We start from the raw sequence: 23,562 nt of genomic DNA, 5'->3' as shown, positions 1-23,562 counted from the left end.
AAAGGGAGGTTTTTATTGATGAAAAAAAACATCGTATTAACCATTTTGGCTAGTCTTGTCCTGCTTCTTTCTTCACCAGCTCATGCTGTAACAAAACAGGAGCCGCCTGCGCATGTGGTGATATTACTCGATTTAAGCGGGAGCATGGCACAATCAGTTGAAGGTGAAAAGAAAATTGAAATCGCCAAACGGTCTATTCAAAGCTTTGCGAGCATTTTATCAGAAGATACACAAGTTCTGCTTCGTGTGTTTGGTCATGAAGGAACCAATAAAAATGCAGGGAAAGCTGTTTCTTGTTCAAGTTCTGAAGCTGTTTACGGATTTGGAGCATATGAGCCATCAACCTTTCAGCAAGCACTGAATGTGTATAAGCCAACTGGCTGGACACCACTTGCAAAAGCATTAACGGATACGAAACAAGATTTTGAAGATCACCAAGCTGAAGGGAAAAATATTGTCTATGTTGTCAGTGATGGTGAAGAAACTTGTGGTGGAAGCCCTTCACAAGCAGCAAAGGAATTACATGAAGACGGAATAGATACAATCGTCAATATCATTGGCTTCGATGTGAATGAAAAGGAAGCAAAAAGTCTTAAATCTGTTGCAAAAGCGGGTGGAGGACAATATCAACCGGCTGCAAATGCCGAAGAATTGAACCATATTCTTCAACAGGAAGCGAGCGCTTTTGGTCGGTAGAGAGTGAATGGCAGCTGGGGAAAACAACCCCAGCTGTTTTTAAGTTGACGATTAATTCAAAGTCGTTTCTAATTCATCAATTCGTTTCTCCACATAATGCTGATCCTTTCTTGCATGGAAGGTTTCGGCTTTTTCTAATATGGCAGCCGTATTATACTCGGGAATCTGTGAGTAGCTCTCATACACACCTTTAGGAATTAAAACGTTCCCTTCCGGCCAATAAACTGCGATATTGCCGCGTCTCAACTCTCCGAATTGAGCCACTCCTTGATAGGATCCATATTGATTAAAGAGAACAACTGGATCACCTTCTTGGACGTAAAGCTCTTTTGCATCTTCTTCATTCATTAGGATAGAATGACGTTTTCCACCATTAAAGGCATCCTTTTCACTGTAGATCATGGAGTTGAATTGCTTTCCTCTTCTTGTCGTGATATTGAAATGTCCTTCGGTTTTTCGATATTGAGGCAGCTGGGCAGGAAGAAGATGTCCCTTGCCGTCTGGTGTTGGACACACGCCATCTTCACAAAGCCATGCGCCTCCCCATTGAAAAACGTCTCCCTTGTGACGTAAATGCTGGATGCCATCATAATTTCGGTTGGCGACCGCAATCTCACGACGAATGTCTTCAGCTGTTTCAAAATGTATCAGCTCGGCATCTTCTGGCCGGACTCTTTTCGCAAGATCAACATAAATGTCCCATTCCGCTCTGGCTTCCTCAATACGAGGTCCTTCAATTTCTGGACTGAAATATACCATGCGTTCCGTACTGGTTGATGTGCCGCCGCCTGGTTGTTCATACCTTGTCATAGCAGGCAGCACAATCACCGCCTCTTCAGCGTCTACCAGCGTAGAGGTATTCAAAATAATATCTTGGTGAACACGGAGTTCAAGTTCAGATAATGCTTTTTCGATCGCTTCCGGATTTGGCATCGTTTCTAAAAAGTTTCCGCCACTCGTAAACAGCATTTTGAGTTTTTGTGGATGGTCTTTTGGGAGAGCCATCTTTTCAAAGGATTGCCCAATGGTGTCACCATGCCATTTAGGAATGTCAAACCCCCATATACGTTCGATTCTTTCAATATTCTCTTCATCAAAATCACTACCCGGCAAAACGAATGGATCAGCGCCCATTTCACCAGAACCTTGGACGCCGCTATGCCCCCGAATTGGCATGACACCACAATGTTTTCTGCCGATAAATCCGCGCAGCATGGCAAGGTTGGCAACCTGTGATATATTATCAGTTGCAAAGCGGTGCTGAGTAAGGCCCATACTCCAAATAAAAATGCCTGAATTAGCATTGGCAAGAAGTGTCGCAAATTCCTTCATTCTTTCTTTTGATAAACCTGATGATGCTTCTAGGTCCTCCCACTTCAATTGTGCGACATGCTGCTTTAAATCCTGTATGCCTGTTGTATGTTTTTGAATAAATTCGTGATCAAGAGCCGAATGGGGAGCATGCTGCTCCATGTCAAACCAATGCTTGATGACACCGTTCATAAACGCAATATCTCCGCCTATATTGACTTGGTAAAAATCATCTGCAATTTTTGTACCGAATAAAGCACTCTCTGGAATAGAAGGAACCCAATACTTTTCCATAGCAGGCTCTTTATACGGATTGATGACGATAATTTTTGTTCCCTTCTTTTTAGCAGCGTACATATATTTAGTGGAAACAGGCTGATTGTTTGCTGCGACAGATCCCCAAAAAATTAATACATCCGTTCCAATCCAATCACTGTAATTACAGCTGGAAGCACCGATGCCAAGGGACCGTTTAAGAGCGGTTTTACTTGGTGAATGGCAAATGCGAGAAGCATTATCAATATGATTCGTCCCTATAAATCGAGCAGCCTTTGCAGCCGTATAATAAACTTCATTTGTAATTCCTCTGGCGGTTAAATAGAAAGCAAGCTGCCGTTTATCAATTGATTGGATTTTAGCTGCGATTTGATCTAGTGCATCATCCCAAGAAATTCGTGTAAAGGCATTGTCACCTTTTTTTCGGATCAATGGATAAGGAATCCGCCCAAGCTTGCGAAGAGAGGTGCTGTCCATTTGCTTTAGCTGATGAATATCTTCAAACCATTTTGGATCAATAGCTGGCATTGTGTTAAGACGAAGCACATTTAGTCTTGTGGTGCATATATGAGGTCCTGCGAGCGTTTGATCATACAGTCCTGAGACGCCAAGGGCACAGCCGTCACAAACACCCTGCGTTAAAATACGGTACGCGTAGGGAAGGTTATCTTTGTTCTCCCATGCCACTTTCATCGTATCTCGAATGTGTTTCGGTTTCACTTTGCCAAGCCCCATTGGTACAAAAGACGCCCATAGCTTTGGTGAGGGTTTTTTATTGAGTTTAACAGGCCCCTTATGTTTTGTTTTCCCCATGAGATCATCACCCTCCTAATACTTTGTAAAGCGTTTTCATATCTAAAAATTACCTTTAGATTGTGATTCTGTCAAATTCAAATTAAGATCGGGCTGAGACAGAGGAAGCAGCAGATAGGTTTTTTTCTCTTAGCTGCTGAATATCCTTTCGAATCAGAAGTGATATGATAAAAGCAATGAAAAATAAGCCAGAGAACACCATAAGGCTTTGTGTGTAATTACCTGTTATATCTCGGATGAAGGATGAAAATAGTGGTCCTGCTAATCCCGCAGCGGCCCAAGCAGTCAAAATATAACCATGTATGGCACCAAGCTGCTTTGTACCAAACAAATCCCCAATATAGGCTGGAATTGAAGCAAATCCTCCTCCATAGCACGTATAAATGATCGCCATGACGATTGAAAAGATGAACGGTTCTTTTAAATAGGGGAGTAAAGGAAAAGCAATGAGCTGGATACTGAAAAAAATCGTATACGTATTCGGTCTTCCTATATAATCTGAAAACGATGCCCAGCCAATGCGTCCTAAACCATTAAAAGCACCTAAAATGCCCACAAGAGTAGCTGCAGCACCTGCAGTGAACCCGACACTTTCTTGAGCAAGAGGTGACGCTACTGAAATAATAGCGATTCCGCATGTGATATTAATAAAAAGCATAAGCCACAAATAATAAAAACGTCTTGTTTTGATCGCTTCATTTGCTGTAAGCTGTGATAAATCTTGAGGGATTTTTCTTTTCTTTGTTTTGAATACATCAAATTGTTTGACGTCATCAGGTGTTGGTGGTGATAAATAAAGAGATGAGATCACCATGATGATAAAATAGGAGATTCCAAGAATATAAAAAGTATTTGCGATATTCACTTTTTCAATGAGATATTGAATAATTGGGCTGCAAATAAGAGAAGCAAACCCAAACCCCATAATGGCTAAGCCGGTTGCAAGACCTCTTCGATCCGGAAACCATTTGACTAGAGTTGATACAGGTGCAATATAGCCTACCCCTAACCCTATTCCAGCGAGTACACCATAAAATAAATAGAGGAGAGGCAGTGATGACATGTGGACAGCGAATCCTGACCCAGTCATTCCGATGCCGAAGAAAATAGCTGAGAAGAGCCCCGATGCCCTTGGACCATACCTTTCAACGAAATGTCCCATAAAAGCAGCAGATAAACCTAAAAATAAAATAGCAATACTGAAGGTGAGACTTATTTCTGTTAATGACCACTGAAAGGCTTCATGTAAAGGATTCGTAAAAACACTCCAAGCATAAACAGACCCAATAGATAAATGAATTCCTACAGCACTTGCTGCGATGAGCCAGCGATTTTTCGATTTGTTCATTTTGTTCCCCCCATATAAAGCAGTCAAGAAGTTTGATAAGATAGAAATATGTTACATTTTTATGACTTTTTAAAATAATATCACAATTTGATTGGATCATATAACTAAATTTGCATTGAAAGGAAGATCATACAATGAATCCTTCTGTTAAAAAGAAACGAGTCATACACCAATACAATGAAGGCCAGTTTACCTGCAAAACTGATGAAATTGTAGAAGAATATCCTTTAACTGTGATGGTAAATGGAGAAGAATTTGTGACCCTTGTTTGTTCACCAGAGCACTTGAAAGAATTGGTTATCGGCTTTTTGGCTTCAGAAGGGGTCATTCGATTTGAAAAAGAGATTAAAAGGTTTACAATAGATGAAAGTATGGGTTTTGCCTATGTTGATTTAGTTCACTCAAGTGGATTTGATTCATCAGATTTTACAAAACGAGTGATTGGTTCATGCTGCGGGAAAGGAAGACACTTTTATTTCCTTCAAGATGTGAAGACGGCAAAAACAGCCATTGATCGAATCAGTATTTCTGCTGAAACCTGTATGCATCTCATGAAGTGTTTGCAAGAAGAAAGCCAATTATTTCAACATACTGGCGGAGTGCATAATGCTGGACTGTGTGACACAGAGAAGCTATTCATCACTAGAACTGATATAGGAAGACATAATGCTTTAGATAAAATTTATGGATACTGTTTACTTCAGCGAATTCCACTTAGAGATAAAATCCTTGTTTTTAGCGGCCGGATATCGTCAGAAGTTCTATTGAAGGCAGCAAAACTAGGAGTGTCTATCGTCATTTCAAAATCAGCACCTACTGAGCTGGCGCTTAAAATGGCAGAAGAATTAAATATTACGACAGTTGGATTCGTCAGAGGAAAATCCTTTAACATTTACACGCATCCTCATCGTATTACAGAATAGGAGGCAAAGTATGGTCAGTATTTTAGATAAAAGACATCGACCATTGCGCGATTTAAGAATATCAGTAACTGATCGCTGTAACTTTAGATGTACGTACTGTATGCCTGCTGAAATTTTTGGACCGGATTATCCTTTCTTGAAAAAAGAAGAACTGCTTAGTTTCGAAGAAATTGAACGACTTGCTACCCTTTTTGTAAAGAACCTAGGTGTGGTAAAAATACGCATCACGGGCGGAGAACCGTTAATGCGGAAGGATCTGCCTGTCTTAATAGAAAAGCTCGCAAACATTCCAGGGATTGAAGACATTGCGATGACAACCAACGGAACACTTTTACCTTTATATGCTGATCAGTTGAAAAGAGCTGGTCTCAATAGAGTCACCATTAGTTTAGATTCATTAAATCCCGACCGTTTTAAGCAAATGAACGGAAGGCATATTTCTATCCAAAAAGTGTTTGATGGTATTGAGGCTGCAGAAAAGGCTGGACTTGCTATCAAGATTAATATGGTTGTTCAAAAAGGTGTGAATGATCAGGATGTCTTACCAATGGCAGCTTACTTCAAAAAAGAAGGACACGTTCTCAGATTTATTGAATTTATGGATGTCGGTAATACGAATAAATGGAATCTAGAACATGTCATGACAAAGAAAGAAATAATTGAATTAATTGATTCAACATATCCTATCAAACCAGAACCTCCTCAATATACAGGTGAAGTAGCCAAACGATTTTTTTACAAAGATGGTTCAGGAGAGATAGGTATTATTTCTTCCGTTTCAGATGCTTTTTGTGGAACATGTAACAGAGCAAGGTTGTCTGCAAGGGGGGAATTGTTTACATGTCTGTTTGCTTCATCAGGTTTTGATCTGAAACAGATGATTCGTACGACAAAAGATAATGAAGAATTAACGAACAGGTTAAAGGAATTATGGTCGAATAGACATGACCAATATTCAGCCGAGAGAGAGCAGAAAAAAGATCAGAAAAAGGTTGAGATGTCATACATCGGTGGTTAATGACAACAAAGTATCATGATCATGTATTTTTGAAAAGAAGAAAAAATGTCATAATCGTTGCTGAAAATCCTTTTTTGAAAACAGGCCATTTTATCTTATGAACTCAGTCATTATAAAAACCAGCAGAATCTCTGCTGGTTTTTAAATTGCTATTTTGCACTTCAAAAAGATTGAGATAAGATTGGAAAATAGATTTTCTCTCATTGTGTGCGGCTTTACTTTTACGAGTGCTGTGATAAGATCAAATCATTCTTTACCAGCTCGACTTTTTCACTCCAGGGATATGACCCTTATAGGCAAGCTCACGAAAAGCAATCCTAGACATTTTGAATTTTCGTAAATAACCTCTGGGACGGCCCGTTAATTCACAGCGGTTTTTTAAGCGGGTAGGGGAAGAGTCTCTAGGTAATTTTCGTAAAGCTTCATAGTCACCTTTTTCTTTTAACTCTTTTCTTAATTCTGCATATTTCAATACAAGCTGCTGTCGTTTTTTTTCTTTAGCAATCTTAGATTTCTTTGCCAATTAAAACCCTCCTGGCCTAATTTTGTATTTTCCATTGAAAGGGGTCCTCAAATGTAGTCCAATCTTGATCAAATTCCTCAGGTGTAAGCAAGCATTGATCAAGAGTACGAATGATTTCTGCTTTAGGTAAATCAACACCGATAAACACAAGTTTTGTATGGCGATCACCAAACTCTGCGTCCCACTCATCTAGAAGCTCTGGTTCCTGATTTAATATCCGTGCTTTTTCTTGTTCAGGCAAAGCAGCAATCCAGTATGCAATTGGTTCAATCGCAACAGATTTCCCAGCTTGTGAAATTAAAATGGTTAAATCATGATGTGTGGCAAGCCAAGTAAAACCTTTCGCACGAACGATCTGCTCAGGCATTTGATCTAACCAAGCATTCAGTCTGCCAGTATGAAAAGGGAGTCTTCTTTCGTAAACAAAAGATGAAATTTGGTATTCCTCTGTTTCCGGTGTATGCTGAACATGTCCTGCGTTGATTTCTTTGATCCACCCAGCAGAAGCACTTGATTTTTCAAAGTCGAATAAACCAGTATTCAAAATGTCATCTGGCTGTACTATACCTTTTGAGGTTCTGATGATAGATGCTTCTGGTTGTAGTTTGTTCAGCACATGCTCAAGTCGATCTAATTCAGAGGGAGATACTAGATCACATTTATTGATAATAAGCACGTCACAAAATTCAATTTGATCAATGAGTAAATCGGAAATTTCTCGCTCGTCGTCATCGGAAACCGCTTCTTTACGATCTAATAAACTCTCTCCTGACTGGAAATCAGTCCAGAAACGATTTGCATCTACTACTGTGACCATCGTATCTAGACGGCAAAAGCGGGTCAAATCTATACCCATTTCTTCATCAATATAAGAAAACGTTTGAGCGACGGGAATTGGTTCACTAATTCCGGTTGATTCAATGACAATATAATCAATATTACCCACCTTACAAAGGCGTTCTACTTCGATTAACAAGTCTTCTCTCAAAGTGCAGCAAATACAGCCGTTAGATAATTCAACGAGTTTCTCATCTGATCGAGAAAGCTCGCCGCCTTGTTTGACTAGTTCTGCATCAATATTAATTTCGCTCATGTCATTGACGATTACAGCCACTTTTAATCCTTTGCGATTTTGAAGAACATGATTTAATATCGTTGTTTTTCCTGCTCCTAAAAAGCCGCTTAATACTGTAACAGGTACACGCTTATTCATTTGTTTTTGTCCTTTTGAAAACGATCATTTTGTTTTCCGCCTCACTTAAAAAGTAATCATTACGATTTATAATATAAAAAATTTATTTTGTTTCTCTATGAAGGGTATATTTCTTTAATCGAGGAGAATATTTTTTTAACTCCAATCGGTCAGGATTCGTTCTTTTATTTTTTGTTGTGATGTAGTTTCTTTCACCTGTTTCAGTACAGGCCAACGTAATATTCACGCGCATAAGTAATAGGATCCTCCTTTAATTCGTAATAGTTACGATTTGTATTTTAAAATGATCAAGACTGAATGTCAAGCATAGGAGAATGATCCAAGTCAAATGATAAAAACAAGAGGGGTATCGAATGACTATTGATACCCCTCTCCATTAATAAAAGTCACCGAGTTCTTGTTCGTAATCACCTTCATACTGCTGGACATCATAAGGAATTTCTTGAAGGAAGGCTAACCCGCCTAGTATAAGTATCAAAACGATAGCAATGAATGAAAGAATAACTGCGGCAATACTTGAAATGGCAAACAGTGTTTGCATTTTCATCATCTTAGCGTACTGTTCTAATAATTCTTCGTAAGAAGCATCTGGAGCCTGAATCAAGTGTTCAGCTGCTTTTACAGATTTTTGTACATGGATCCCCATCATAATGAGGAAGACGCCAAGGGCTGCAGGAAGAACAAGCCAAAAACCAATAAGAATAGCCAGACCGCCTGAAATATAGAGAAAGATACTACCAACCTTTCCCCACTTTACGATTGAATGAAGAGATTGAATGATTTTCTCAGTTTGTTGCAATGGTGTTCACTCCTTTATGTATTCACTCTTTATCATACTTGAGTAAGTAGTGCTTTAGGAAGAGTGAATGTTGATTGATTCAATTGTTTCTCTCTTCACTTCACTTTTTTTACAGCTGTTACTTGCGTCATAAAAAAAGCGTCTCTTTTTCAGGGAGACGCTCGTTTTATAATTCTTTTCCTAGGATATCTAAATCGTATCTGCTGCCGTCCATTTCTGCGATGCGTGGCAGGTGGCCCCATGTCTCAAAGCCGTGCTTTTTAAATAGTCGAATGCTGGCTTCGTTGTGCCCGAAAATAAAGGCAAGTAACGTTCGAATGCCTAATGAGGGTGCTAAATCAATGGCTTCTTGCAAGAAAAGTGATCCTAAGCCTTTTCCTCGATAGTCTTGGTTTAAATAGATACTCATTTCAACGGTCCCGTTGTATGCAGGCCTTCCGTAAAACGTTTCAAAGCTCAGCCAGCCGTAGATATTTCCATCCTCATCTGTTTTCACATAGAGAGGTCTTTTCTCGGAATGATTCAAAAACCATTGCCGGCGGTCCTCGACAGAAACTGGTTCTGTATCAGCGGTCACTTCTCTTGAAGCAATGGTTGAATTGTATATATCAACGATGGCTTTGAGGTCATCTTCTGTTGCTATGCGGTTGAAAGTTTTCACAATTAAGTCCCCCATCTTTTTTTTCATTTATCATACATATTATTGATGCGATTGCGCAAAATAAAAAGAAAAATGATTTCGTGTGTATATATTTTTTGAAAAGTGTTCAGAATGTTGCTGAGGTGATGAAAAATGAGAGAGGAAGAAAAGAAACGTACTTCCAAAATCACAAAAGTTCAGCAATTTTTCCGTAAGCGCTGGGTATTCCCTGCTATTTACTTGGTCAGCGCAGCGGTCGTGTTAACAGCCGTTCTTTGGTATCAAGCTGTATCAAAAGATGTAAAAGACCAACTATCTGATGGAAATCAAACAGGGCAAGAACAGCGCGATGATGCCGTTGAAGTTGGAAAGCCAATTGAAAATGTCGCAATGCCGGTCCAGAATTCTGATAATGTTTCTGTCGTGAAAAAGTTCTATGAAGCAGATGCTGACCAAAAAGAAAAAGAAGCAGCACTTGTAAACTATAATAACACCTATACCTTGAGCAAAGGTATTGATCTTGCAGATAAAGATGGCAAAGTGTTTGACGTCACAGCTGCTCTTAGTGGAACAGTGGTTCAAGCGAAAAAAGATCCAGTCCTCGGTCACGTTGTTGAAATTGAACATGAAGATGGATTATCGACTGTTTATCAATCGTTGTCACAAGTGAGTGTCAAAGAAGGCGATGAAGTCAAGCAGAATGATGTCATTGGTGCTGCTGGTAAAAATCTATATGGTGCTGAAAGCGGCAACCATGTACATTTTGAAATTCGTATGGAAGGTTTAGCGCTTAATCCGCTTAGCTTCATTGACAAGCCTGTTTCTACAATTGAAAAAGCAGCGCAAGAAGTGACGGAACAAGCAAAAGAACCTGCTCAGCCAAAGACTGAGGAAAAAACGAAGGAACCTGCTGCTGAAGATAAAGCCAAAGAGCCAGCTGGAGAAAAATCTGAAGAAAAGTCTGATGAGAAGGGGAAATCCTCTGATCAAGAAAAGTCTTCTGATTCCTCTAAAGACAGCAGTCAGTCAGAAGAAACAAAACAATCTTAATGTTTTACAAGGTCCTCTGTGTATATAAATATGCAGAGGTTTTTTCTGCTTAAAAAGATCCTCCGCCACTCGGCGGAGGATACACTATAGGGCGGCAGGTCCTTCTTCACCTGTCCGAATGTTGATTGTATTCGCTATTTCATATATAAAAATTTTCCCATCCCCTGGTTCGCCTGTCCGAAGTACCTTTTGAGCTGTTTCAACGACCTGTTCGACAGGTACTTTGCTTAGGACGATTTCGATCTTTAATCGTTCGTACACGTTGCTTTCTTTTTTGACGCCGCGGTATAGCTCTGTATGTCCCTTTTGTAAGCCGCAGCCGTGTACATTTGAAAAGGTAATCGAGGTGACACCAATCTTTCCAAGCTCCACCTTTAATGTTTCAAAATTAGCTGGACGTGTGACAATCTCCACTTTATACATTTTGCTCATAGAGACACCCCTTTTTCTTTAATCTTGATAAGCTTTTTCACCGTGCATGGTTAAATCAAGACCCACTGATTCTTCTTCTTCGGTTGCACGAATTTTGAAGAAGACATTGACCACTTTGATGATCACGTATGTCACAACGGCAACAAAAGCGTACGTGGCAACAATCGCGACCACTTGCTTCCAAAGTAAGCTGGGATCTCCGTAAAATAAGCCATTGGCTCCGCCGTCATTGACAGAAGTTGTGGCGAAGAGTCCTGTTGCAATTCCTCCCCAAGTACCGCCAATTCCGTGAAGGCCGAATGCGTCCAGTGCGTCATCATAGCCAAATTTGGCTTTGAGTGAAAAGACCCCCCAGAAACAGACGATCCCGCCAATGATTCCTATTATAATAGAAGCAAACGGTGTAACAAAGCCTGCGGCAGGTGTAATGGCGACAAGACCTGCGATGGCTCCAGAGATCGCGCCGAGCATGGTCGGTTTTTTGTTGATCATCCACTCTACTAACAGCCAGCCGATGATTCCTGCAGCAGCAGCTGTATTGGTGTTAATAAAGGCATACATGGCCACGCTGTCTAATGTAAGAGCACTACCCACGTTAAAACCAAACCAGCCAAACCAGATGACAGCTCCGCCAAGAAGGGTGTAGATCAAGTTATGCGGAGAAGAGCTTGCTGCTTCTTTACGCTTCCCGAGCACAATTGCCACGACAAGACCTGCAACACCGGATGAGATGTGAACCACGTTTCCGCCTGCGAAGTCAAGCGCACCCATCTCGCCAATCCAACCGCCGCCCCATACCCAGTGTGCGACTGGAGCGTATACAAATGTGACCCAAAGGAGTGTAAATACAACGACTGCTGAGTAGCGAATCCGTTCAGCAAAGGCCCCTGAGATGATGGCTGTTGTTAAGACGGCAAAGGTCATTTGAAACATCATGAACAATGAATGTGGAATGGTCTCACTATAGGAACCAGGCTCAAAGCCTACGCCTTTCAGGCCCACCCAGTCTAATCCTCCGATCCATGCATTGCCTGGTGCAAAAGCTAAGGAATAACCGAATACGATCCATACGATTGAAACGATCGCTAGTGACGTTAAGCTGTGCATGGTTGTGCTTAACACGTTTTTACTTCTCACGAGTCCTCCGTAGAATAAAGCTAAACCCGGTGTCATTAACCACACGAGTAGTGCGCAGAAGAACATAAATACTGTATCACCCATTTGCATGCTGCATTCCCCCGAATCATTCAGAATTATTGTTTTCTTAATTCTTCATTATAGAGAGAAAAGTCATATATAACATATACATGGAAGTTTATCTGACATGGTTTTTGGTTAAGTTCAATATAAATGGATGAAAAGTTCGTAAAAAATGAGCAAAAACGTAAGTTAAGCACTAAAAATGAAGGGCGTTTGACCTATAAAATGGAACTGAGAAACAGTTTTGTACGTTCCTCCCTAGGAGAATCAAACAATTCCGAAGGGACGCCTTCTTCGACGATGCGGCCTTCGTGCATGTAGACGACACGATCGGCAACTTCTTTCGCAAAGCCCATTTCATGTGTGACAATGACCATGGTCATGCCTTCTTTTGCGAGGCTTTTCATCGTTTGCAGCACCTCGCCTACAAGTTCTGGGTCAAGGGCAGACGTAGGTTCGTCAAATAACATGACATCAGGCTTCATGGCGAGAGATCTGGCTATGGCTACACGCTGTTTTTGGCCGCCTGATAGTTTAGAAGGATATACGTTGGCTTTATCCGCAAGTCCGACTTTTTCTAGCAAGGTGCTGGCTTCAGCGATGGCTTGCGCTTTCTTTGTTTTTTTCACCATAACAGGCGCTTCGATGATATTTTCAAGCACAGTTTTGTGCGGGAAAAGATTAAAATGCTGAAACACCATTCCTATTTTTTGTCTCATTTCGTTTAATTGATCTCGCTTTGGATGAACAGGGCTGCCCTCAATGATAATATCTCCATCATTTTTTATTTCTAAAAAGTTCATACAGCGGAGCAAGGTGCTTTTTCCAGAACCGCTTGCACCAATTAAGACGACCACATCATTTTCATATACGGTGAGATCGATATCTTTTAAAACATGAAGCTCTCCAAAGTATTTATTGAGTTTTTCAACACGAATGATTTCCTTTGATTCTGTCATGCTTCTCCTCCTATTGGTCACTGGCTGATAGTTTCTTCTCAAAGGTTTGGACAGCGAATGTTAACAGCAGGACAAGAACTAAGTAATAGACGGCTACAACAAGTAAATACGTCATATTGTCAAAGCTGTTGGAGCCTTGCGTGGTGGCGATGTTAAATAGTTCATTGACACTGATAAAGGCGGCGAGTGATGAGTCTTTTAAGCCGATAATGAACTGGTTGCCAAGAGGGGGAAGAGCACGCCGCATCGCTTGAGGGAGAATGATACGCCTCATTGTTAAAAAACGACCCATACCAAGAGATCGTCCTGCCTCTTTTTGCCCGTGATCAATGGATTGGATGGCGCCTCTGAATATTTCGGCTATATAGGCGCCATTATGAAAGGCGAGCGCAATGGAAGCAGCCCAGAAGTCGGGTATATTCAATTCTGTGAGGCCGAAATATAGGATGAAAATCTGAACAATAAGTGGTGTTCCGCGTACAAGAAAGATATAAGCATTGGCGATATAACCGAAAACGGCTATGCGGGATATTTTCAATAAAGCAAAGAAAAGCCCGATGAACATACCGATGAAGATGCTGATCACCGTCAGCTGTAAGGTGATTAGCATTCCTTCTAAGAAAATACCTCTTGAATCAATGAGTGTCTGAAAAAAGTGTGATAGGGTAGGCAAAACAATCATCTCCATTTGAAGAAAGTGCGCCTATAAAAAGGGCGCACAATCGTGGTTTTAATCTTGTTTGACCGTGATGTCTTCATCAAAGTACTTTTCGCTAATTTGTTTTAATGTTCCGTCTTTTTTTAGTGCGTCAATCGCATTGTTGATCTCTTTTATGAGCTGTTCATTTTCTTTTGAAACAGCAATTGCCTGCTCACTTTGTCCGAGTCTTTCCTGCGCTGTGATTTTTAATTTTTTCTTCATCGCTTCTGCGCCTGTGGCGAAATCTGTCACGACTGCATCGTGTTTTCCGTTAGCCAGTGCTTCTAAGGCGACGACATCACTATCATAATATTTTGGTTCTTGCCCGCTATGTTCCTTGGCAATATCAGCGTAGGACGACCCTTTGGATACAGCAATTTCTTTGTCTTTTAAGTCATCCGCATGTTGAATGTCTGATCCGGGTCTTGTGAAAATTTGCGGACCAGAGTAGTAATATGGCTTAGAAAAAAGGACGTGTTTTTTTCGTTCCTCATTGATGGTATGACTTGCAACTGCCGCATCAAATTTACCTGCTTTCACGCCTTCGACGATGCCTGCGAATTTATATTTTTTCTGTATAGGTGCGAGACCTAGTTTGTCACTAATCGCATTGCCTACGTCGATATCAAAGCCGGACATCTGATTTCCATCCATGTAACTAAACGGATGAAATTCACCTGATGCTGCAAAAATAAATTTTCCATCCTCCAAAATTGGCGACCCTTTCGCTGTAGAATTACGTTTATCTCCGTTCCCATTTGTTTCATTTGAACCACACGAAGACAGAAGTAATACTGCAACCGAGAAAAGGGCTGGGACCCAAAACCGTCTTTTTTTAATAATAAGCTTCTCCCCCTTTTCAGCCGTTCTCCATATCAGGAGAAAGTAGGCTTTTCAATATGTGTAGCATCTTACCATTTGTTCCTCATATTCTCAATTTTATATGTGTTATTCCAACAATCGTCCTTTTTAGAATGTATGTCTTGCTTTTCTAAGAGAGAACTTGAATTGATTAGGGTAAAAAGGGGAAATGAATCTCATAATAACGAAAGGATTGCAAAAAGGAGGTCAGTGTATGAACAAGTGGAGAGACAACCGAAAAGTTTTTTTAACCGCTATTGCCTTTGGCACGATGTTGAATCCATTGAATTCATCAATGATTTCTTTGGCCTTGCATCAAATTCAGCATGAATTCGGTTTGTCGTTTACGACCGTATCTTGGCTTATTTCTTCTTTTTATTTAGCCAGTGCAGTGACGCAGCCGGTGAGCGGCCGGATTGGGGATCATGTCATGAGCCGGAGAACCTTATTTTTATTCGGTCTGGTTCTTGTCGCAGTCTCAGCCATTTGCGCGCCGTTTGCCCCAACGTTTGCGGTGCTGATTGTGATCCGTTTGTTACAGGCGATGGGAAGCAGTGCCATTTATCCTTCTGGGGTCGGACTCATTCGGGATCATATTCAAGAAAGACAGGCTTCGGCGTTAGCGGTATTATCCATTTTTGCTTCAGCGATGACGGCGCTTGGACCGACGCTTGGCGGATTTTTGATGACCATTGGCGGCTGGCCGGCTGTCTTTTTAGTGAATCTGCCTTTTATTTTGATCAGTTTCTTTCTCGGCCTATTTTTGTTTCCGAAGGAGCAGAAGAAGAAAAAGCTCCGCATAGGCGAAACTGTGCGAACACTCGATTTGCCAGGGATGCTTCTTTTTACCGTCTGCATTGTTCTCCTGCTTTCATTTTTATTATCACTGGGTGATGGCATTCAATATGTTCAGGGTATTCTTTGTCTCCTGAGTGCAGGCGCTTTTATCTGGTGGGAGTATCAGGTGGATGAACCGTTTATTCAAATACGGATGTTCAGGGAGGAGCAGCGGCTGTCACTTGTGTATGTGCAATTTATCATTTTAAATATCTTTTTCTATTGTCTCTTTTTTGGTTTGCCGAGTTATTTTCAGGATGAGTTAGGCTGGCGTGTGGAGATGACGGGTCTTTTTATGCTGTGTATGTCAGGGGTGAGTATTATTGTGTCACCGCTGACTGGAAAGTGGGTGGATCGCGGGGATGAACGCCATCCAGTTTTAGCGAGTGCTGTATTGATGCTGGCTGGAGCGTCTGCCATGACTTTCTTTTTTATTCCTGCGCCATTATGGGGGAAAGGATTGGTTCTAGCTCTGCTTGGGCTCAGTTATGGGATTGGGAATGTTGCGCTCCAAGCAGCGATGCTCAAGGCAAGTCCTCAGCACATGATTGGCACGTCCTCTGGACTTTTTCAAACATGCCGCTACCTTGGTTCTATTCTGTCGTCTGCTGTGCTTGGTATGCTGTTTGGGGATGAAATTGCTGGTGCTCACTTTGCGCAGTTAGGCTGGACATTGATCATCATTTCTCTTATTGGCATTGGTGTCAGTCTTTATTTTTCGAGTATGGTTAGAGGGGGAAAGCCAATAAAAAAAGCGGCGCGATAAGTGGAAGAAGAATCTTCATCACGTTATCGCAAGTCCGCTTAAGAGTTGGACAGGTCTGAGCCCTGATCCTTTGTCTTCCTTCTGAAAATTTTCCCTACAAATGTCTCGTAAAATGTCACGATACGATCAATAGGAGAGTCAAAGAACTTCCATAATTTATTCATGATAAAGACAACCACAATCGATACGACCAAGCTGCCTAAAACATCAAATGGATAATGATGACCGACCCAGATGCGGGAGAATCCTGTAAGTAATCCAAAGACGAGCAAGATGTTGCCGAGCTTTTTATTACGGGATCGAATGGCAAGTGAAAGAGCCAATGCACCTGTTGTATGGTCACTTGGGAAGGAAGCATCTGCTGAGTGCGGGATGAGTGTGTCGACTTTATGCGCCACAAACGGCCGCTCTTCATAATGAAACAATGTAATGGCAAAGTTGACGATAAGTGCTGCAATGCCTGTTACACCGGAAAAGAAGACATGCTTCTTAAATTTGTGATTCCCTAAAAACCAGCAAATCAATAAGACAAGGGCGTACACAAGAATGGCCTTTTTCGTAATAAAGATCATGGCCTGATCTAAAAACTCAGAATGGTGAGCCATCCCGTGTATGACTTTAAACAATTCGTAATTCAAAACATCACCTATACTTTCGCTTAATGCTAACTATTTTTCAACAAAGCCTGTATGCTCTATTTGGAATATCCTATATTTTAGCATGTTTCCGGCGAAGTTTAAAATAGTACCCTTTTATTCTGAAAGGGAGACCTTTTGTGCTTTTGCTTCCTGAGGTTTTCGTTCGCTCCAATAAAAAACGCCCATACTCAGTAAGACCACAATACCCGCAATGAGGTACACATTTGAAAAGTCTGTGAAACTGACAAGGAGTCCAAAGACAAATGAGCCGGCAGCAATACCTGTATCATACAGGGTGAAGAAAGTAGCCGTCGCATATCCCGTACGATGAGCTGGAGAGTGCTGAATCGCAAGTGTTTGTAAACATGGCACGAGCGAACCGTAGCCAAGTCCAATCACAGCGCCTGATAGAAGAAGCATTGTAGCTGAATGTGTCGCTGTCAGCATCCATAAACCAATGGCAAAAAGGGCAATCGAAGGATAGATCACAACGTGAGCTCCAACCCGGTCAAAAAGTCTGCCTGTAAATGGACGTGATCCAAGCATTGCAGCCGCAAATACAATAAAGAAATAACTGCTTGCACCCATCAAATGAAGTGAATTGGCATAAACTGAAATAAATGAAATAATCGGCGAATAACAGAAGGAAATAATAATGCCGACGGCCGCTGTTTTTAATGCGCCTTTTTCAAACAGGTGAGAAAACGTGAATCGGAAGACAATGCTTCCACCGTTTTCAGGCTCTGGCTGTCTAATCAGCATCGTAAAAGCGGCTCCGATGGTCACGATAATGGAAAAGAGAAGAAATAATGAATGAAATCCTATTTTTCCTACTTGATTCAGTGCGATAAACGGACCGATGACAACAGCGAGGTTCATAGACATCACAAAGTATCCGAGTCCTTCCCCGCGTTTATGTTTCGGGATCATATCAGCTGCAATGGCACTGGTGACTGTCGTCAAAATACTAAAAAAGATCCCTTGTACGAAACGCAGCATAAGAAGCGTTTGGAATTGATCAATCGGGATGTATAAATAAGTGAGTAAGGCAAAGGCTGTAGAAGAGAAAATCGCCATCCGTTTTTTGCCGAATTTCTCAATAATGGCTCCAGAAAACGGTCTTGTCACAATAGCAGATAATAAGAAGACCGTCACAAGGAGACCGCCCTGTGATTCTGTTCCATTTAGTTCATCCATTGTGTAAATGGGCAGTAATGTCAAAAGGGCATAAAAAGAGGTAAACGTAAATAAATTCACCAGGACAATCATGATAAAGTCTTTTGTCCATATACGTTCGTTCATGATGTATGTCACTTCCTATTCAGTTGATAATTTGTGTAAAAGTGTATGGAGGAGTTGTTTTTCTTCGTAGGTAAAATCTGAAAGACATTCTTCTTCAAATTGTTCCATCGTGCGTTTGATTTCTTCAAATCGGGCTTTTGCATCATCTGTCATCACGATCAGATTCTCACGTTTGTCTTTTCCTTGTACACGTTTCACCCAGCCGTTTGCTTCTAAACGGGTGACGGTTCTGGTGATGGTCGGTGCTTCGACGTTCAAATATGTCCAGATGTCTTTTTGGGTTTTCGGGCCGAATGTATCCAAACAAAAAAGCACAGTCCACTGGGACATGTACAAGTCATAAGCAGCAAGCGCTTCGTTCGCCTTTTTAGACAGCAGCCGTGCGCCTTGATGTATTTGATGTAAACACTCTCTATTTAACGTATCCATATGCTCACCTTTTTTAAATATTTAGCTAGGTAAATAAATTCACCTTTTCTATTTTACGTGCTGAACTCTTTCTTGTAAAGTGAAAATTTTCGCGCCCCGAAATGATTTTTTGTTTTGCCTTTTCTGATAAATCCCTTGTCCCATCTTCATTTTTAGCATATTCCCTATTCAATGCTAATACACTGTTACAAACCTGACAAAGAGAGTGTTTGAGGTGAGGGATCGTGTTTGGCATTTACTACCTAATGGATGAGAAATTACGACGAACAAGCGCCGCTGAAAATGGATAATCTTCATACGGATCTCATTTCACACTTCTCACATCCATTTTAGGGAGGTCGAGTGGTGTGCACGATTACATCAAAGAGCGAACAATCAAGATAGGAAAGTATATCGTGGAGACAAAGAAAACCGTTCGTGTTATTGCGAAAGAATTTGGAGTCTCTAAAAGTACTGTACACAAGGATCTAACAGAAAGACTGCCAGAAATTAATCCAGATCTGGCTAATGAAGTAAAGGAGATACTGGATTATCATAAATCAATCCGCCACTTGCGAGGAGGAGAAGCCACCAAGTTAAAGTATAAAAAAGAAGAAATTTTAGAAGGCGAACCTGTGAAACAGTAAGCTTAGTTCTTTGTTCATAAACATGATATATATATCTTCCTCATATCGGTAGTTTCTAACCACAAATTTTGTAAAGACTTTTGTAAAGAAATATCTTTTTTTCTGCAAATTATGATAGAATATATAATTAGGGCAGAATGTGGTATTTGCTATGGAAACAGATTTTCAAGGAGGATATATATAGATGTTTGCTAGGGATATTGGAATTGATCTTGGTACTGCCAATGTACTGATTCATGTCAAAGGAAAAGGAATTGTGTTAAATGAACCATCTGTGGTAGCTCTTGACAAAAACAGCGGAAAAGTTTTGGCTGTTGGAGAAGAGGCTAGACGTATGGTTGGACGTACGCCTGGGAATATTGTTGCGATTCGTCCATTAAAAGACGGCGTAATCGCTGATTTTGAAGTAACTGAAGCGATGCTCAAGCATTTTATTAACAAATTAAATGTGAAAGGGCTGTTCTCTAAGCCGCGTATGCTCATCTGCTGCCCGACAAATATTACATCTGTTGAGCAGAAGGCGATCAAAGAAGCTGCTGAAAAAAGCGGTGGTAAGCATGTATTTCTTGAAGAAGAGCCAAAAGTAGCAGCGATTGGTGCTGGTATGGATATTTTTCAGCCAAGTGGAAACATGGTCGTAGATATTGGAGGCGGAACGACAGATATCGCTGTCATCTCAATGGGTGACATTGTAACCGCCTCTTCTATTAAAATGGCTGGAGACAAATTTGATCTGGAAATTCTAAACTACATTAAAAAAGAGTACAAGCTGTTGATCGGTGAGCGCACGGCTGAGGATATTAAGATCCAAGTTGCAACGGTATTCCCAGACGCACGTCACGAAGAGATTTCGATTCGTGGACGAGACATGGTGACAGGATTACCAAGAACGATTACCGTCACAAGCAAAGAAGTAGAAGAAGCATTGCGTGAATCTGTATCTGCGATTGTTCAGGCTGCGAAACAAGTTCTTGAAAGAACACCGCCTGAATTATCAGCTGATATTATCGATCGCGGCGTCATCATTACAGGTGGCGGAGCTCTTCTAAACGGGCTTGATCAATTGCTTGCAGAAGAGCTGAAAGTACCAGTTTTCGTTGCTGAAAATCCAATGGACTGTGTAGCAGTTGGTACTGGCGTGATGCTAGATAATATGGACAAGCTGCCAAAGCGTAAACTCAGCTAATGATTTCCCTCATTCTTTTTAGAAAGAATGGGGGATTTTTATTAAAGAACCCTGCTAATCAGCCGATATATTTCATAGAAGATTGTGTTTAGGTCATGTGAAAGAATTTGAATGAGGTGAGCACGTGTTAAAAGGACTATACACCGCAACATCTGCCATGATCGCTCAAGAGCGGCGGACAGAAATGCTTTCAAATAATATCGCAAATGCGAATACCCCAGGCTATAAAGCGGATGAAGGGGCAATGCGTGCATTTCCAGAAATGCTGCTGAGCCGAATGGAATCAGGACGTTTCCAAACATCCTCAGGCAAAGGCTTTAGCGTTCCACTGCAATCGCCGATTGGTGGAATCAATACTGGGACATATATGCAGGAATTAATCCCTCAATTTACACAGGGAACTTTAAAAACAACAGATCAAACAACAGACATAGCACTAGTTGAAAATAATGTGCCGATCAATCCGGAGACCAATCAGAAATCAGCGCTATTTTATGCCGTCAACACACCAGAAGGCGTTCGTTATACGAAAAGCAGCTCCATTACATTGAACGCACAAAATCAATTGACGATTAATGGCCGCGCTCTTCTTTCCGTGACGGGTCAGCCGATTACGGTTCAGAGTGAGAATTTCAAAGTGAATGCAGATGGTACTGTGTCTGAAAATGGGCAAAATCTTGGTCAAATCGATGTACGTGTTGCGATGGATACAAGAAACCTAGCGCGTGAAGGAAATGATTTATACCGTACAGCTGATAACCAGCCCTTGCCAAGTGCAGTCAATAACGGTCAAATGTCCTATACGTTAAGCCAAGGCGTATCGGAGCTCTCGAACGTGGATGTGACGAAATCATATACAGATATGACAACGGCCTACCGAGCATTTGAAACAAATCAAAAAGTGGTTCAGGCGTATGATAAAAGCTTAGAAAAAGCAGTGAATGAAATTGGCAGAGTGTACTAATCAAGAAATGAAAAAGAAAGGAGGATTCTCATGCTTAGAACGATGATAAACGCAGCTGTATCGATGAATGAAGTGCAAAAGCAGCTTGACATCATCAGCAACAACATCGCGAACAGTGAAACAACAGGGTACCGCGCGAAAAACACCCGTTTCTCAGAGCTGATCAGACAGCAGTTTAATCAGGTAGATGAAAAAAATGAGCAGGTGGCAAACAGTCGTCTGACACCTGCTGGGTTAAGGCTTGGCACGGGGACAATGGTCAATGCGTCCATTAACTCGCTGCAAGGCTCTATTAAAGAAACAGGACGTGATCTTGATGTTGCCTTCGGAGCGCCGTCGCAGTATTTGCAGGTCAACGCCGGCGGTAATATCCGTTATACAAGAGATGGTTCACTTTACTTGCAGCCGGGCAATAATCGTAATCAAGTGCAGCTTGTCACGAGCGAAGGCTATCCGATTCTTGATGAAAACGGAAATGCGATCGTCTTAAATGCAAATTTCCGTGATATTTCAATCGATAAAAATGGGCGGCTTACGGCGATTTCAAGAGACAATCAACCCAATCAGCAAGTGAATCTGGGCGTTGTACAAGTCAATAATTCGTCAGCACTTGTCTCTGAAGGAGATAATTTGTTCTCAGTCGATGGAACCTATCAAGGTGCATTAACAGCACTAAATGGAGCAAACCGAGAGGCGATTCAGCTTCAGCAAGGTGCACTGGAAACATCAAATGTGGACATGTCGAAAGAATTAACAGACCTCATGACAACACAGCGTTCCTATCAGATGAATTCAAGAACAATTACGATGGGCGATCAAATGCTGGGATTAATTAATACAATTCGATAATCAGCAGGCTGGTATTAGCCTCTCATGATAAAAAAGGCGGCTCGCTCAAAGTCGCCCTTTTTTTTATAAAAATCTGAGACATCAGCAAGAAGATCCTCAAGATCAATCCAGGCTTCTTTTCGTTCAAGACATGTGACGAGCGTGGCGATCTGCTCATCTGCCTTTGGCGTTTGGCTGTAGAGAAGAGATAAGATTTGAAACTTCATTCTTAATATATCAAACTGGGAAGCAACAGCTTCTTTTAGACCTTTTTGAATATACTTCATCCCTTCATCGGTTAAATTTTCTTTAAAACAGGAACGCACAGTTTCGTATAGGCACGATACATAGGAGTGTGCTGACTTTCGGTATGCTGGAAGGCGAAGCGCTTTTTTGAAGTATTCCAGCGCTTCCTTATGACGGTTTTGTCTTGACTGAATAAAGCCAGCATCATAATAAACGATACCAAGCAGCTCTTGATCATCAATCTTTTTCACGTAATCAATAATTTCAATGAAAATATCTTCCGCTTCCTTATATTTTTTTTGGTCGCTATAGTTGAGAGCGAGCACAATTTTACACCGATAGATGCTATGGAGATCACCGTGCTTTGCAAAAATATCCATGGCTTTTTGAACATGACGAATCGATAACAACGAGTAACGGTTGTTATAATAAACACCGCTTGTACGGAAATGGAACTCTGCTTCCTCCAGCTCATCGTTAAGTAATGGCAGTCGTTCCTCAGCCTTTTCGAGATAATGAATCGCATCATTTTGATCACTTTTTAAAGATTCATATAATCCGAGAAAGAAATAAAAATAATATTGCAGTTCTTCGTTCATTTCATCTTTGTGGGGCAGCAGTTCATGTTTGAGTTTTTCTAAGTCCTCTGTCTGATTCATCCAGAGCTGGTGACGGAAAAGCATCAGCTGATAATGGAAATAGAGTTCTTGTTTTTTTGATAATTTCCGTTTATATTTTAGCAGTGTTTTTTTGATTTCTTCAGCCTTCGAAAAATGTCGATGCTTTAGCATTGTATACCAGGAATGGAGAAGTTTTTTTACGGATTTATCGCTCATAAAATTCATTTTTACCCTCTTATTCAATCAATGATGTAATATATATTACCATATTTGTGAAAAAACATTGAGTGTAGTGTGGATTATATTTGATGACAATTGGTAATGATAGATACTATTTTTTACCATATGCATAAGGCGA

At 41.0% G+C, this 23,562-nt stretch carries 25 protein-coding genes; 9 read left to right on the top strand and 16 right to left on the bottom strand.

All coding sequences use genetic code 11. The features are described from left to right. Positions 1-18: 18 nt before the first annotated feature. Positions 19-696, top strand: coding sequence for a VWA domain-containing protein (locus tag MHB69_RS17380; RefSeq protein ID WP_070326115.1), 678 nt, complete (start codon positions 19-21; stop codon positions 694-696). Positions 697-747: 51 nt separating this feature from the next. Here the strand turns inward: MHB69_RS17380 and MHB69_RS17375 are convergent, their stop codons facing one another. Further along, positions 748-3,096, bottom strand: a complete 2,349-nt coding sequence (locus MHB69_RS17375; RefSeq protein WP_070326114.1) for an FdhF/YdeP family oxidoreductase — start codon at positions 3,094-3,096, stop codon at positions 748-750. Positions 3,097-3,178: 82 nt separating this feature from the next. Further along, entirely contained in the window at positions 3,179-4,444 is a 1,266-nt protein-coding gene (locus MHB69_RS17370; RefSeq protein WP_046312982.1) for an OFA family MFS transporter, read from the bottom strand. A 134-nt stretch (positions 4,445-4,578) separates the two neighbouring features. Here MHB69_RS17370 and fdhD point away from each other — a divergent pair, with 134 nt between their 5' ends. Further along, a complete protein-coding gene (gene fdhD / locus MHB69_RS17365) occupies positions 4,579-5,367 on the top strand; it encodes a formate dehydrogenase accessory sulfurtransferase FdhD (protein WP_034281213.1) in 789 nt (262 codons plus the stop codon). A gap of 10 nt (positions 5,368-5,377) precedes the next feature. Beyond that, complete coding sequence (gene moaA, locus MHB69_RS17360) at positions 5,378-6,385, top strand: GTP 3',8-cyclase MoaA (RefSeq protein ID WP_034281212.1); 1,008 nt, start codon at positions 5,378-5,380, stop codon at positions 6,383-6,385. Between the two features lie 253 nt (positions 6,386-6,638). Here moaA and rpsN read toward each other — a convergent pair whose 3' ends face one another. The 5 genes from rpsN to MHB69_RS17335 all read right to left on the bottom strand — a co-directional run bounded on the left by rpsN (position 6,639) and on the right by MHB69_RS17335 (position 9,596). Then, positions 6,639-6,908 carry a 30S ribosomal protein S14 gene (gene rpsN, locus MHB69_RS17355; RefSeq protein WP_025093900.1) on the bottom strand — a complete coding sequence of 90 codons (270 nt, stop codon included), beginning with the start codon at positions 6,906-6,908 and terminating at the stop codon, positions 6,639-6,641. A 16-nt stretch (positions 6,909-6,924) separates the two neighbouring features. Next, on the bottom strand, positions 6,925-8,121 hold the full coding sequence (locus tag MHB69_RS17350; RefSeq protein WP_070326113.1) for a GTP-binding protein: 1,197 nt from the start codon (positions 8,119-8,121) through the stop codon (positions 6,925-6,927). 82 nt (positions 8,122-8,203) lie between these two features. After that, complete coding sequence (rpmG, locus tag MHB69_RS17345; RefSeq protein WP_070326112.1) at positions 8,204-8,353, bottom strand: 50S ribosomal protein L33; 150 nt, start codon at positions 8,351-8,353, stop codon at positions 8,204-8,206. Positions 8,354-8,497: 144 nt separating this feature from the next. Next, the gene (locus MHB69_RS17340) at positions 8,498-8,920 is read right to left on the bottom strand and encodes a DUF5362 family protein (RefSeq protein WP_070326111.1); all 423 of its coding nucleotides are present in this window, start codon (positions 8,918-8,920) and stop codon (positions 8,498-8,500) included. A 166-nt stretch (positions 8,921-9,086) separates the two neighbouring features. Then, positions 9,087-9,596 carry a GNAT family N-acetyltransferase gene (locus tag MHB69_RS17335; RefSeq protein WP_029706351.1) on the bottom strand — a complete coding sequence of 170 codons (510 nt, stop codon included), beginning with the start codon at positions 9,594-9,596 and terminating at the stop codon, positions 9,087-9,089. A 117-nt stretch (positions 9,597-9,713) separates the two neighbouring features. Here MHB69_RS17335 and MHB69_RS17330 point away from each other — a divergent pair, with 117 nt between their 5' ends. Continuing rightward, positions 9,714-10,610, top strand: coding sequence for a M23 family metallopeptidase (locus MHB69_RS17330; protein WP_065214872.1), 897 nt, complete (start codon positions 9,714-9,716; stop codon positions 10,608-10,610). An 84-nt stretch (positions 10,611-10,694) separates the two neighbouring features. Here MHB69_RS17330 and MHB69_RS17325 read toward each other — a convergent pair whose 3' ends face one another. The 5 genes from MHB69_RS17325 to MHB69_RS17305 form a co-directional block, all read right to left on the bottom strand. Continuing rightward, entirely contained in the window at positions 10,695-11,042 is a 348-nt protein-coding gene (locus MHB69_RS17325; RefSeq protein WP_034281209.1) for a P-II family nitrogen regulator, read from the bottom strand. Between the two features lie 18 nt (positions 11,043-11,060). Next, positions 11,061-12,269, bottom strand: coding sequence for an ammonium transporter (locus MHB69_RS17320; protein WP_034281208.1), 1,209 nt, complete (start codon positions 12,267-12,269; stop codon positions 11,061-11,063). A gap of 191 nt (positions 12,270-12,460) precedes the next feature. After that, positions 12,461-13,201: an amino acid ABC transporter ATP-binding protein gene (locus tag MHB69_RS17315; protein ID WP_034281207.1), complete on the bottom strand. Its 741-nt coding sequence runs from the start codon at positions 13,199-13,201 to the stop codon at positions 12,461-12,463. A gap of 10 nt (positions 13,202-13,211) precedes the next feature. Next, entirely contained in the window at positions 13,212-13,889 is a 678-nt protein-coding gene (locus MHB69_RS17310) for an amino acid ABC transporter permease (RefSeq protein ID WP_081338887.1), read from the bottom strand. A 42-nt stretch (positions 13,890-13,931) separates the two neighbouring features. Next, on the bottom strand, positions 13,932-14,780 hold the full coding sequence (locus tag MHB69_RS17305; protein ID WP_342496246.1) for a transporter substrate-binding domain-containing protein: 849 nt from the start codon (positions 14,778-14,780) through the stop codon (positions 13,932-13,934). A gap of 196 nt (positions 14,781-14,976) precedes the next feature. Between MHB69_RS17305 and MHB69_RS17300 the strand changes: the two genes are divergently transcribed. After that, positions 14,977-16,365: an MFS transporter gene (locus MHB69_RS17300; RefSeq protein WP_070326108.1), complete on the top strand. Its 1,389-nt coding sequence runs from the start codon at positions 14,977-14,979 to the stop codon at positions 16,363-16,365. A gap of 38 nt (positions 16,366-16,403) precedes the next feature. On the opposite strand, the gene MHB69_RS17295 is transcribed toward MHB69_RS17300, so the two are convergent. The 3 genes from MHB69_RS17295 to MHB69_RS17285 all read right to left on the bottom strand — a co-directional run bounded on the left by MHB69_RS17295 (position 16,404) and on the right by MHB69_RS17285 (position 18,734). Continuing rightward, complete coding sequence (locus tag MHB69_RS17295) at positions 16,404-17,003, bottom strand: undecaprenyl-diphosphatase (RefSeq protein ID WP_070326107.1); 600 nt, start codon at positions 17,001-17,003, stop codon at positions 16,404-16,406. A 114-nt stretch (positions 17,004-17,117) separates the two neighbouring features. After that, complete coding sequence (locus MHB69_RS17290; protein WP_034281200.1) at positions 17,118-18,305, bottom strand: MFS transporter; 1,188 nt, start codon at positions 18,303-18,305, stop codon at positions 17,118-17,120. Between the two features lie 15 nt (positions 18,306-18,320). After that, positions 18,321-18,734 carry a MarR family transcriptional regulator gene (locus MHB69_RS17285; protein WP_024423697.1) on the bottom strand — a complete coding sequence of 138 codons (414 nt, stop codon included), beginning with the start codon at positions 18,732-18,734 and terminating at the stop codon, positions 18,321-18,323. Between the two features lie 347 nt (positions 18,735-19,081). On the opposite strand from MHB69_RS17285, the gene spoIIID reads away from it, so the two are divergent. From spoIIID to MHB69_RS17265, 4 genes are all read left to right on the top strand, one after another. Beyond that, complete coding sequence (spoIIID, locus tag MHB69_RS17280) at positions 19,082-19,360, top strand: sporulation transcriptional regulator SpoIIID (protein ID WP_008343327.1); 279 nt, start codon at positions 19,082-19,084, stop codon at positions 19,358-19,360. A 184-nt stretch (positions 19,361-19,544) separates the two neighbouring features. Continuing rightward, positions 19,545-20,546 carry a cell shape-determining protein Mbl gene (gene mbl, locus MHB69_RS17275; RefSeq protein WP_007497573.1) on the top strand — a complete coding sequence of 334 codons (1,002 nt, stop codon included), beginning with the start codon at positions 19,545-19,547 and terminating at the stop codon, positions 20,544-20,546. Positions 20,547-20,670: 124 nt separating this feature from the next. Continuing rightward, complete coding sequence (locus tag MHB69_RS17270) at positions 20,671-21,510, top strand: flagellar hook-basal body protein (protein ID WP_034281198.1); 840 nt, start codon at positions 20,671-20,673, stop codon at positions 21,508-21,510. A gap of 30 nt (positions 21,511-21,540) precedes the next feature. Then, entirely contained in the window at positions 21,541-22,359 is an 819-nt protein-coding gene (locus MHB69_RS17265; RefSeq protein WP_034281197.1) for a flagellar hook-basal body protein, read from the top strand. 14 nt (positions 22,360-22,373) lie between these two features. Here the strand turns inward: MHB69_RS17265 and MHB69_RS17260 are convergent, their stop codons facing one another. Continuing rightward, positions 22,374-23,429 carry a tetratricopeptide repeat protein gene (locus MHB69_RS17260; protein ID WP_342495818.1) on the bottom strand — a complete coding sequence of 352 codons (1,056 nt, stop codon included), beginning with the start codon at positions 23,427-23,429 and terminating at the stop codon, positions 22,374-22,376. Between the last annotated feature and the right edge of the window lie 133 nt (positions 23,430-23,562).

This window comes from Bacillus sp. FSL K6-0994 (assembly GCF_038630815.1).
Classification (GTDB): domain Bacteria; phylum Bacillota; class Bacilli; order Bacillales; family Bacillaceae; genus Bacillus; species Bacillus safensis.
The sequence above is the reverse complement of the archived record's forward strand: the minus strand, read 5'-3'. Positions and strand labels throughout refer to the sequence as shown.

What these genes read in the sequence shown, in the direction of transcription:
- MHB69_RS17315 (WP_034281207.1), bottom strand. Translation starts at nt 13,201, where the DNA reads ATGACAGAATCAAAGGAAATCATTCGTGTTGAAAAACTCAATAAATAC.
- MHB69_RS17375 (WP_070326114.1), bottom strand. Translation starts at nt 3,096, where the DNA reads ATGGGGAAAACAAAACATAAGGGGCCTGTTAAACTCAATAAAAAACCC.
- MHB69_RS17290 (WP_034281200.1), bottom strand. Translation starts at nt 18,305, where the DNA reads ATGAACGAACGTATATGGACAAAAGACTTTATCATGATTGTCCTGGTG.
- MHB69_RS17265 (WP_034281197.1), top strand. Translation starts at nt 21,541, where the DNA reads ATGCTTAGAACGATGATAAACGCAGCTGTATCGATGAATGAAGTGCAA.
- MHB69_RS17260 (WP_342495818.1), bottom strand. Translation starts at nt 23,429, where the DNA reads ATGAATTTTATGAGCGATAAATCCGTAAAAAAACTTCTCCATTCCTGG.
- fdhD (WP_034281213.1), top strand. Translation starts at nt 4,579, where the DNA reads ATGAATCCTTCTGTTAAAAAGAAACGAGTCATACACCAATACAATGAA.
- rpmG (WP_070326112.1), bottom strand. Translation starts at nt 8,353, where the DNA reads ATGCGCGTGAATATTACGTTGGCCTGTACTGAAACAGGTGAAAGAAAC.
- mbl (WP_007497573.1), top strand. Translation starts at nt 19,545, where the DNA reads ATGTTTGCTAGGGATATTGGAATTGATCTTGGTACTGCCAATGTACTG.
- MHB69_RS17380 (WP_070326115.1), top strand. Translation starts at nt 19, where the DNA reads ATGAAAAAAAACATCGTATTAACCATTTTGGCTAGTCTTGTCCTGCTT.
- MHB69_RS17335 (WP_029706351.1), bottom strand. Translation starts at nt 9,596, where the DNA reads ATGGGGGACTTAATTGTGAAAACTTTCAACCGCATAGCAACAGAAGAT.
- MHB69_RS17285 (WP_024423697.1), bottom strand. Translation starts at nt 18,734, where the DNA reads ATGGATACGTTAAATAGAGAGTGTTTACATCAAATACATCAAGGCGCA.
- MHB69_RS17350 (WP_070326113.1), bottom strand. Translation starts at nt 8,121, where the DNA reads ATGAATAAGCGTGTACCTGTTACAGTATTAAGCGGCTTTTTAGGAGCA.
- MHB69_RS17325 (WP_034281209.1), bottom strand. Translation starts at nt 11,042, where the DNA reads ATGAGCAAAATGTATAAAGTGGAGATTGTCACACGTCCAGCTAATTTT.
- MHB69_RS17300 (WP_070326108.1), top strand. Translation starts at nt 14,977, where the DNA reads ATGAACAAGTGGAGAGACAACCGAAAAGTTTTTTTAACCGCTATTGCC.
- MHB69_RS17330 (WP_065214872.1), top strand. Translation starts at nt 9,714, where the DNA reads ATGAGAGAGGAAGAAAAGAAACGTACTTCCAAAATCACAAAAGTTCAG.
- moaA (WP_034281212.1), top strand. Translation starts at nt 5,378, where the DNA reads ATGGTCAGTATTTTAGATAAAAGACATCGACCATTGCGCGATTTAAGA.
- MHB69_RS17320 (WP_034281208.1), bottom strand. Translation starts at nt 12,269, where the DNA reads ATGCAAATGGGTGATACAGTATTTATGTTCTTCTGCGCACTACTCGTG.
- MHB69_RS17370 (WP_046312982.1), bottom strand. Translation starts at nt 4,444, where the DNA reads ATGAACAAATCGAAAAATCGCTGGCTCATCGCAGCAAGTGCTGTAGGA.
- MHB69_RS17310 (WP_081338887.1), bottom strand. Translation starts at nt 13,889, where the DNA reads ATGGAGATGATTGTTTTGCCTACCCTATCACACTTTTTTCAGACACTC.